Source organism: Pseudobdellovibrionaceae bacterium (assembly GCA_019637875.1).
Taxonomy (GTDB): Bacteria; Bdellovibrionota; Bdellovibrionia; order Bdellovibrionales; family Bdellovibrionaceae; genus JAHBUW01.
On record JAHBUW010000018.1, the window covers coordinates 57,611 to 67,172 of the forward strand.

The window sequence follows — 9,562 nt, forward strand, 5'->3', positions numbered from 1 at the left end:
GGTCAAATCTTGGCGTCGCTTACTCGACTGGTCTTTGCGTCGACTACTCGACGGTAATCCAAGTGTTATAGATCCCGACGGCGCGGACCGCGCGGTTGAAGGTGCGGCCGTTATCGGGGTGCAGGCGGATACAGCCGTGCGAAGCGCGGGTGCCGAGGCGTTTGATGTTGCCTTCGGTGGTGCCGTGGATCGCGAAGCCGCCTTGGATGAAGACCGCGTAGGGCATGTTGCCCAGACCGCGGTAGTCGCCTTCCGGATATTTCGTCGACGTGTATTTGTCATAGATGCGACCGTTCGGATGACGATCGAAGCTCGGCGTGCCGTAACCCGAAGCGCCCGTCGACACCTTCCAAGTCGCGACGTGCGAACCGTTTTGGTAGAAGTACGCGGTTTGCGACGACTTCACGACGCGAATCCAGACCGCGCAACTTTGGCGGTAACATTTGTTCGCCATGAAATCGGGAACCATCTCGTCCGCGTTGAAACCTTCAACGTAAGGTGAGAGCCCGGTCTCATCCATGTAGTCCTGATCCATCTGATTCAGGATTTGTTCGATGTTCGGATCGAACGGATTGAGTTCGGTTTCGTCATTGGAAATTTGCGCGAATCCCGTCACGGAAAACAGAGTCACGAAAACAAGAGACATCATCAGTTTCATGCGTGGGCCCTCCCTCAGGCTGCGGTGGAAGTAAGGGAGGATGCCTGTCGGCGCAAGATTTTTTATGTCTGATTTTTCAGCACACTCTTTCCATGATCTATGCGCGCAGAGCGTCAGCCTCGTCGTCCACCTCGGGAGGAATCCATTCGATCACCTCCGCCGAACGCAGACGTTTCGCGTTTGCCGCGTAGTATAAGAGTCCGGTTAAATTGCCGACGAGAAATCCGATGAAGTGCGTGCGGTAACTCACCGCCGGCTCAAAGGCTTCCGAGGGAACGAACATCAAAATCCCGACCCCCAAAACGCGGAGCCAACGGCTGCCCCAGCTGCGGCGCGTATCGATCAAAAGATACAGCACGAGCCAAACCCCACCCATCCAATAAACGATGCCCGAGGCCCCCAAAAGGTTCACCGTGGGACCGTAAGTCGACAGCGCGATGGCGTTGATCAGCCCGCCCATGATCAGGGCTAAAGTTGGAAACATCACAATGCCGAAGTAGCCGGCCAAGAAGTAACCCAGCACAAAAAAGAGGAGCGAGTTCGACATCAAGTGACCGACATCGGCGTGGGTGACCGCCGCGGTCCACAGACGCCAATACTCTTTGTTTTCGAAAACGGTTTTCCCCGAGGAGACCGTGAGCTCTTCCAAACCTTGCGGCGAGAACCACACCCACATCGTCGTCAGGAACAGAACGAGCGTCGCGATGATCGCGGTCATGAGCGCTTCCCCATCCGGTTTGCGCGTCAGGTAAGTTCCCACGATCTTGCGGGTGAATCCAAAACTCTCGAGCGGTGAAGACATCGGTCCTCCGGTTCCCCACAAGATGAAGCCTCTCGGCGCACTGTCAATCAAGACTCGGGAAATTTTCCTGAGGTCGAATTGAGCGGGCTTTGGGCGCGGTAAATGTCAAAAAGTTCGGCGATCTGATTTCGCTCGGCCACGACGAAGTCACGGATCGCCTCTTCAAAACGCGGATCGAAAATGCGGTGGGCGCTGTAAGTGAGTCGCGGCAAAAACCCGCGCAGAAATTTGTGTTCGCCCTGTGCTCCCGCCTCGAAAAGACGAAGTCCCTTCTCGAAGACGTATTCGAGTCCTTGGTAGTAGCAGAGTTCGAAATGCAAGGACCGGTACGCCGCCCGCGCGCCCCAATGCCGACCGAAGAGCGTATCGCCCTTGATGAAATTCAGCGCGCCCGCGACCGGTTCGCCTTGCGCGTCCCGCGCGAGCACGAAAAGGATGCGGTCTTTCATCGTCTTGAAGATCTCGGTGAAGAACTCGGGCGTCAGGTACTCGTGCCCGCCGCGTTTTTCAACCGTGAGGCCGTAAAGCTCGGCCATGAGTTCACCGTGTTCCGGGGTCAGTTCATTCCCGGTCAGACGCTCGATACGGACACCGCTCGCGGCGACCTCTTCACGTTCGCGACGAATTTCGCGGCGACGCTTGGCTTTGAAGCGCGCCAAGTAATCCGCGAAGTTCCGATCCTCCGTCGGACGCAAATAATGATACTGGTAGCTGTGACGGATCAGGTAGCCCGCCTCTTCAAAGCGTGGAATCTCCTCTTCCGCGATGAAGAGCGCATGGACGGAGGAATCCCCCTCGGCCCGCGCGCGTTCGGCGATCTCGTGGGGAAAATTCCCTTCTCCCAGAAGCCTGGGCCCCGTCGCGGGTGTGAACGGCACCGCCATGACCCGCTTTGGATAGTAGCGCCCCCCATGATGCTCATAGGCCTGCGCCCACTGGAAATCGAAAATATATTCACCGTAACTGTTCGTCTTCTGGAAGCTGACCGCGGCGCCCACAAGCCGATCTTGATCGTAGCGGGCTTCGATGCGGGGGTACCACCCCGTTCGACGCCCTAAAGAACCGCTCACCTCAAGCGCGCGCAAAAATTCATAATCCCAGAAGGGAAAATTTTTCGGGGCGAGGGCAGACCATGCCTCGGGCGAGAGCTCAAGAATGCTGTTGTGAACGTGGGTCTTCATTGTTAAGTGACGGGACTCATTTGAGGGAACATCCAGAGCGCAGCTTTCCACCGAGAGGCATCGAAAGACAAGGGAATGACACGAACGGGCATCGAAACCGAAGATCAAATCCAAGAGCAAACGACCAAACCGAAGATGTTCGTGGTCTTTGTTCATAACGATCCGGTCACGCCCCGTGGCTTCGTGGTTGAAGTGCTGACCCGTTACTTTCAGAAAAACGCCGAACAAGCGACGCAAATCATGATGACCGCCCACACCCAAGGCATGGGCGCGGTGGGCGTCTACACGTTAGAGATCGCCGAAACCCGTTCCTCCATCGCCAATCAGTACGCGCGGGAACAGGGCTTCCCCCTTCACTTCTCCGTCCAAGAGGAAGATCAAAAATGAAACTCAGCTTCGCGCTTTCGCTCCTGATGCTCGTGTCCACTTCTCACTTTGCGCAGGCGGCCTCTCCCCGTTGCATCGAGAACTTGGTCAAGGGTGGTTACTGCAACGACACCCAAGCCGAGATCATCTGCGAGCTCGCTCCGCAAAGCGCCATCGGCTGCGCGATGGACATGGTGGACATGAAAATGTCGGCCGACATTTTCGACGCTCTCGACTACTGCCGTTTTCCCTTCCCCGCGCCCGCCGCACCTCCGAGGGTGTCCGCTTCGCGTTAGGACCCTTGCCCGGGATTTTCTCCCGGAGATCTGGAAATTCAGAACAACTCTTATGTTCAGCGCGATTCAGGGAGTGAATCACGGGTGGCAAGGAACTTGAAGTTCCGTCACGGCATCGGGCTTCTGTCGAGCCCGCCAACCACAACAAGGAAGTCGTCATGAAACTCGCATCGACCGTGCTCCTCGCCGCCCTCGCCCTTTCTCTTCCCTCTTTCGCCAACCAAACCGCTCCCGGACAACCGCCCGCGCAAAACACTAAAGAAGTCTCGATCGGTGTGAGCGAAGCTTATGTGCCCGCAGGTTTTGACTCGACCACCGAGGCCTACGTCATCGTGTCGGGCATGTTCAACAACGGCTGCTACCAGTGGTCGCGCGCCGAAGTCCGTCACGTGGATGACTTCAATCACGAAGTCAGCACCTTCGCGAAAGTCAGCCCCGGAATGTGTCTGATGGTGCTGGTCCCCTACCAAAAAGAAGTGAAGCTGGGGACGCTGAAATCGGGTAAACACATCGTTCGCTTCGTCGGCGGCGATGCCACTTACCTGGAAAAAACCTTCGAAGTTGAATAAGGACCGGGGACATGAAACCGGCCTTCTTCCCGAAGACCATGACCGCGGGCCTGATCCAGGCCGGCGGTCTTTTTTTGAGCCCATGGACGCGTTTGGTGATCGGTCTTTTGTTTCTGGCTTCGATCACGGCGGGCTGTCAGCGCGCACGTTTTGAAAATCGCGTTTGGTCCGCGGCCTCGCCCGACGATCAAAGCCCGCAGGCGCTCTCGTGGGCGCAAGATTCGGACTTCACCGAACAGCAGATGGAACTTCACGTCGGAAATGAAACTCTTCTGCGCAAAGTGCAGAAGATCGACGGCGTCGAGGTCGAAGGTGCGGTGACGAAAGAAGTTCGTCTCGTGGACGATGACGCCTCGACCCCGGTGTACATCGCGCAACGAAAACTCGAAGGCGCGCTGAAGTTCCTGCCCCGCACGGAGCTTCTGCTTTACCGCGCGAACGAAGACCGGATCCGGCGGCAATACTTAAAAAATCTCGAAGCCGAGGGACTGCACGCCGACGCTCCGGGAAAAATCGTGATCACCGAGCGTGATGGCAAGTTTTCGCCCGAGCTGCGGGTCGAGATCTCGGATCCGAAGACGGGACAATTCTTTCGCGACAGCTACAGCCTGACGGGGGTGCGCATCGAACGCGTCAACGTGGGGCTCAGCTTTAATGCAGAGACGCGGTTCGCGCAGGTCTTCCCGCAGGGGCCGCGCAAAAGTCAGCTGGCCTGGGTGCCCGTCTTTTGGACCCAAGCCTCGCCGAAGCTGACCGGGACCTATTTCAGCGTCACCTCCCGCTCGGGACAGACGCTGGGCGCAGCCAATGATCGTTACGCCTTCGCGCTGGACGATCTGCGTTTCGATCAGCTGCAAGTCTACTACTTCGTCGAAAACTTTCTGAACGGTCTGCGCACGCGACACGGTTTTCAACTGCCGCTGCGCCTGCAAGTGGAGACCCACATCGGTTATCCGGAAAGCTCCAACGCCGCCCTTTACCACCAGAACATTCTGCGCTTCGGGACGGGCGACGGCGTCACTTACCGCGACCTGATGCGCGATCCGACCGTCGTCATGCACGAGGTCGCCCACGCGGTGATCGAAGCGCTCGCGCACCTGCCGCCCCAAGGTGAAGGCGGCGCGATCAACGAAGGGGTCGCGGATTTCCTGGCGGCCAGCTACCTGGATACGCCCCGTATGGGCGAAGACAGCTTTATCGGCGGTCCCTATCGTCGCAATCTGGACAATTCAAAGAGCCTCGACGACCTCTCCGGAAAGACTTACGCCGACTCCGAGATCGTCAGCGGTTTTTTGTGGGCTCTGCGCAAAGAATGGGGCGCGGAAAAAACCGAGGCCTTCACCTTGCGACTTCTTGCCCGCCTGATGCCGGATGCGGATTTCGCGACCTTGCGGGCGCAAATGCACGAGCTGGGCGCGGGTCTGCCCGAAGCCGAGCGCGCGATTTTGGAAACGACTCTTCACGAAAGGAAATGGCAATGACGGAAACCCTGATCATCGTCGGGCTCTGGACCTTTTCGGCGTTACGTCCCGTGGAGGCGACGCCGGCAGGCGAGCTTCGCCACTTCATCAAAGCCCCCACCGCCACCGAAAAGATGATCTTCGAATTTCGCGAGGACGGCACCGAACGCCTGCGCTGGGACCTTCTGGACGAGGGGAAGTTTTGTGAACGGACGAGCACCTACGTTTGGCAAAACAACGAGCTGACCTCGACGGTCACCGCCCTTCATGAAGGGAACGATCCGTCCTGCGGGGCGGATCCCGAGATGGTGGTCGGGCAAACGACCACGACTCCGGCAAGAATTGAAAATAATCAACTGATCCTGACTCTGCCGGTCTCGACGGACCGGGCGGAGCTCGTCTTTGATCGAAATCCTGAATGGTGCCCCAAAGTTTTGGCCGAAGAGGAATCCTGCGGATAGCAGTGCTGCGCGGCATCGAGCAGTCCACGGGCTAAGACCGCGTGCCTGAAGGGTCGCTCTTTGGTAAGACTGAGAGCTTATGAGCACCGAAAAATCGAAGACGCCCCTGTTCGCACCGGTCAAACCGGATGTTCAACTCCCTCGCCAAGAAGAGCAGCTTCTGGACACTTGGGATGCGGGACGAATTTTTCAGCGCTCCATGGATCCGGCCGGTCGCAAAACCTATTCGTTCTACGACGGCCCCCCGTTCGCGACGGGTCTTCCCCACTACGGACACTTGCTCGCGGGCGTGATCAAAGACGTCGTTCCCCGCTACTGGACGATGAAGGGTTATACCGTGCCCCGCCGTTTCGGTTGGGACTGCCACGGCCTGCCGGTCGAATACGAAATCAACAAGACCCACAAGATCGAAAGCCGCAAAGACGTCTTCAAGATGGGCGTCGACAATTACAACGCCGCTTGCCGCGGGATCGTGAAACGCTACTCGGAAGAGTGGAAGACCACCGTCCGGCGCGTGGGCCGCTGGGTCGATATGGAAAACCCCTACTTCACCATGGACGTGGAGTTCATGCAGTCGGTGTGGTGGGTCTTCCAACAGCTGCATGCCAAGGGCTTGATCTACGAAGGCTACAAAGTCGTTCCCTACTCGGTGGGGATCTCCACGCCGCTTTCGAACTTCGAAGCCAATCAGAACTACAAGATGGTGCAGGACCCGGCGCTGACGGTCAGCTTTCCGATTCTGGAAATGCCCGGCGTTTCGATGCTCGCTTGGACGACGACCCCTTGGACGCTGCCGTCGAACTTGGCGCTCGCCGTAGGACTCACCATCGACTACGTGAAGGTGCGTGAAGTCGCGACGGGTGCACAGTACATCCTCGCCGAGGCTTTGCTGGCGTCTTCGTTCAAAGATCCGAAAAAAGACGTCGAAGTGATCGAGGTTTTGAAAGGCGAAAAACTCGTGGGGCTGACCTACGAGCCTTTGTTCACCTACTTCGCGGATCGCCGCGCGAAGGCCGCCTTCCGGGTCATCTCGTCGGATCACGTGACGACCGAAAGCGGGACCGGCGTGGTCCATATGGCCCCGGCCTTCGGGGAAGAGGATTACTACGCCTGCCAAAAAGCCGGCATCCCCATCGTCAATCCCGTGGACGACGACGGCATGTTCACCGCGGAGGTTCCGGACTACATGGGTCAACGCGTGAAAGACGCCGACAAGTCCATCATCGCGGACTTGAAAAAGAAAAACCGCGTCTTCAAACAAGATACGATCCAGCATAGCTATCCGTTCTGCTACCGCTCGGATACGCCGCTCATCTACCGCGCGGTCTCGTCGTGGTTCGTGAAGGTCGAGCAGATCAAAGAGGACCTGATCAAGGCCAACGCGACGACGAACTGGGTTCCCGATCATTTACGCGATGGCCGCTTCGGCAACTGGCTCGAGAACGCCCGCGACTGGGCGATCTCGCGCAACCGCTTCTGGGGAACGCCGCTGCCGCTCTGGAGAAACGCCGAGGGCGAAGTCATTTGCGTGGGTTCGCGCGCGGAACTTGAAAAACTCTCCGGGAAAAAGATCGACGATCTGCATATCGAGGTCGTCGACAAGATCGAAATCCCCTCACCCACCGGCAAGTCGCCTTTACGGCGCATCGAAGGGGTTCTCGACTGCTGGTTTGAGTCGGGCTCGATGCCCTACGCGCAGTGGGGTTATCCTTCGACGAACGTGGAAGAGTTCAAAAAGGCCTTCCCCGCGGACTTCATCGCGGAAGGTCTGGATCAGACGCGCGGCTGGTTCTACACGCTGATGGTGATCGGCACCGCCCTTTACGGGAAGGCGCCCTTCAAAAACGTCGTCGTGAACGGACTGGTGCTGGCCGAGGACGGCCGGAAGATGTCGAAGTCTTTGCGGAACTATCCCGACCCCATGGAGGTTTTGAATCAGCACGGGGCGGACGCGCTTCGCCTTTATTTGATCGACTCTCCCGTCGTGAAGGCGCAAGAACTCAAGTTCTCGGAAAAAGGTGTCTTCGATATCGTTCGCAAGATCCTGTTGCGGTGGTGGAATTCTTATTCCTTCTTCGTGAACTACGCGAACATCGACGGCTTCGTTCCACGCGGGGACGCGAAGAAATCGCCGAACATTTTGGATCAGTGGGTGCTCTCGCGCCTGAATAACCTGATCCAGAACACCGAGCGCGAGATGAACGCGTACCGCCTTTACAACGTCGTTCCGCACCTGCTCCAGTTCATCGAAGAGCTCACGAACACTTACATCCGTTTCAATCGCTCGCACTTCTGGCAAGATGGCATGCCGGAAGAAAAGCGCCTGGCTTACGAAACGTTGTTCGAAGTTCTGACGACGCTGTCGCGACTGATGGCTCCCTTCGCGCCATTTCTGGCCGATGCGACTTACCAGAACCTCGCCAAGGCGATGAAGGACGGGAAAGACAGCGTCCACTTGGAAAGCTTCCCGACGGCGGATACGTCCCTTCTGCGCCCGGAGCTGGAAGAAGCCGTGCAGGCCATGGAGGTCCTGGTCCAACTGGGCCGCAATCACCGCGAAAAGATCCAGGTGAAAGCGAAGATCCCCTTGAACCAGATCCGCATCATCCACCGCTCGGCCACGGTGCTCGAGACTTTGAAGAAGTTCGAGCCCTACTTCCTGGACGAACTCAACTTCCGCAAAGTCGTCTACGACGCGAACGAAGACCAGTACGTGCAGATCTCGGCGAAGGCGAACTTCCCGGTCCTGGGAAAACGCCTGGGCGCGAAGATGAAATCCGTCGGCGCGGGCATCCAGAAGCTCGCCCTTGCGGATCTTCTGCGGCTGGAGCGCGGTGAAACCCTGCAGGTCGACGGCGAAGACATCCAGCTTTCGGATGTTGAGATCCGTCGCGCGCCGAAGGACAACAATCCGAACCTCGCGACCCACCAGATCGTTTCCATCGAGGTGGATCCGACCGTCACGCCCGAGCAGGTGCGGGAAGGACTCGCCCGCGAGGTCATGCGGAAGATCCAGGCCGCGCGCAAATCGGCGGACTTCCAAATGGACGACCGCATCCAGCTTGAGATCGCGTGCGAAGGTCCCTTGCGCGAGGCCGTCGAGTTTCATCGTGAAATGATCTTGAGCGAGACCCTCACGAAGGACTTCAAACTTCTGCCCCTGGCCCAGGATCCGACGGGCGCGCACACCGAATCCATCGACATCGACGGCGATGGCCTGAAGATCGGCGTGCGGGCGCTCCCGCGCGGATGACGAGCTTCGAGTTCACCGCCATCGCGCACGTCGAATCGCCTTTCAAGGGGAAATTCGGCGTGCCCCGTCAGCCCGCGCTCGCCTCGCGGGCGAAAGCGCGTTTGGTGTTCGCGAACGACCCCGACCTGCGCCACGCCCTGCGGGGACTCGAGGGTTTTTCCCACGCTTGGGTGATTTTCGTTTTTCATCTGCACGGCGCGAAGAAATGGAAACCCTCGGTGCGCCCGCCGCGTTTGGGTGGCGACGTGAAGATGGGCGTGCTCGCGTCGCGCTCGATGCATCGGCCGAACCCCGTGGGCCTTTCCGTGGTGAAAATCGAAAGCGTGGATCTCGACGCCCCCGAGGGACCCGTGATCGCGATCAGCGGTCACGATCTTCTGGACGGGACGCCGGTCCTCGACATCAAACCTTATCTGCCCTACGCGGACGCAGTCGCGGGCGCGACCAGCGCCTGGGCCGAACCCGAAGTGCCCCGCCGTCCCGTGCTGTTTTCGCCAGAGGCTTTGCGCACGATCG

At 58.5% G+C, this 9,562-nt stretch carries 10 protein-coding genes; 7 read left to right on the forward strand and 3 right to left on the reverse strand.

The window, feature by feature from the left end:
- Window positions 1–43 precede the first annotated feature (43 nt).
- The 3 genes from KF767_17830 to KF767_17840 form a co-directional block, all read right to left on the reverse strand.
- The gene (locus tag KF767_17830) at window positions 44–658 is read right to left on the reverse strand and encodes a L,D-transpeptidase (GenBank protein MBX3019751.1); all 615 of its coding nucleotides are present in this window, start codon (window positions 656–658) and stop codon (window positions 44–46) included.
- Window positions 659–755: 97 nt separating this feature from the next.
- Window positions 756–1,460, reverse strand: a complete 705-nt coding sequence (locus tag KF767_17835) for a rhomboid family intramembrane serine protease (GenBank protein MBX3019752.1) — start codon at window positions 1,458–1,460, stop codon at window positions 756–758.
- A 47-nt stretch (window positions 1,461–1,507) separates the two neighbouring features.
- The gene (locus KF767_17840; GenBank protein MBX3019753.1) at window positions 1,508–2,641 is read right to left on the reverse strand and encodes a GNAT family N-acetyltransferase; all 1,134 of its coding nucleotides are present in this window, start codon (window positions 2,639–2,641) and stop codon (window positions 1,508–1,510) included.
- 75 nt (window positions 2,642–2,716) lie between these two features.
- Here KF767_17840 and KF767_17845 point away from each other — a divergent pair, with 75 nt between their 5' ends.
- From KF767_17845 to tsaA, 7 genes are all read left to right on the forward strand, one after another.
- The gene (locus KF767_17845) at window positions 2,717–3,028 is read left to right on the forward strand and encodes an ATP-dependent Clp protease adaptor ClpS (GenBank protein ID MBX3019754.1); all 312 of its coding nucleotides are present in this window, start codon (window positions 2,717–2,719) and stop codon (window positions 3,026–3,028) included.
- Window positions 3,025–3,303 carry a hypothetical protein gene (locus KF767_17850; protein ID MBX3019755.1) on the forward strand — a complete coding sequence of 93 codons (279 nt, stop codon included), beginning with the start codon at window positions 3,025–3,027 and terminating at the stop codon, window positions 3,301–3,303. The genes KF767_17845 and KF767_17850 overlap by 4 nt, the downstream gene beginning before the upstream one ends.
- Before the next feature lie 158 nt (window positions 3,304–3,461).
- Window positions 3,462–3,872, forward strand: a complete 411-nt coding sequence (locus KF767_17855) for a hypothetical protein (protein MBX3019756.1) — start codon at window positions 3,462–3,464, stop codon at window positions 3,870–3,872.
- Window positions 3,873–3,883: 11 nt separating this feature from the next.
- Complete coding sequence (locus KF767_17860; protein ID MBX3019757.1) at window positions 3,884–5,353, forward strand: hypothetical protein; 1,470 nt, start codon at window positions 3,884–3,886, stop codon at window positions 5,351–5,353.
- Window positions 5,350–5,793 (forward strand): hypothetical protein, encoded by a 444-nt coding sequence (locus tag KF767_17865; protein ID MBX3019758.1) that lies wholly within the window; start codon window positions 5,350–5,352, stop codon window positions 5,791–5,793. The genes KF767_17860 and KF767_17865 overlap by 4 nt, the downstream gene beginning before the upstream one ends.
- A 79-nt stretch (window positions 5,794–5,872) precedes the next feature.
- Entirely contained in the window at window positions 5,873–9,046 is a 3,174-nt protein-coding gene (gene ileS, locus KF767_17870) for an isoleucine--tRNA ligase (protein MBX3019759.1), read from the forward strand.
- The coding region (tsaA, locus tag KF767_17875) for a tRNA (N6-threonylcarbamoyladenosine(37)-N6)-methyltransferase TrmO (protein ID MBX3019760.1) at window positions 9,043–9,562 on the forward strand (520 nt) is incomplete at its 3' end. The genes ileS and tsaA, both read left to right, overlap by 4 nt.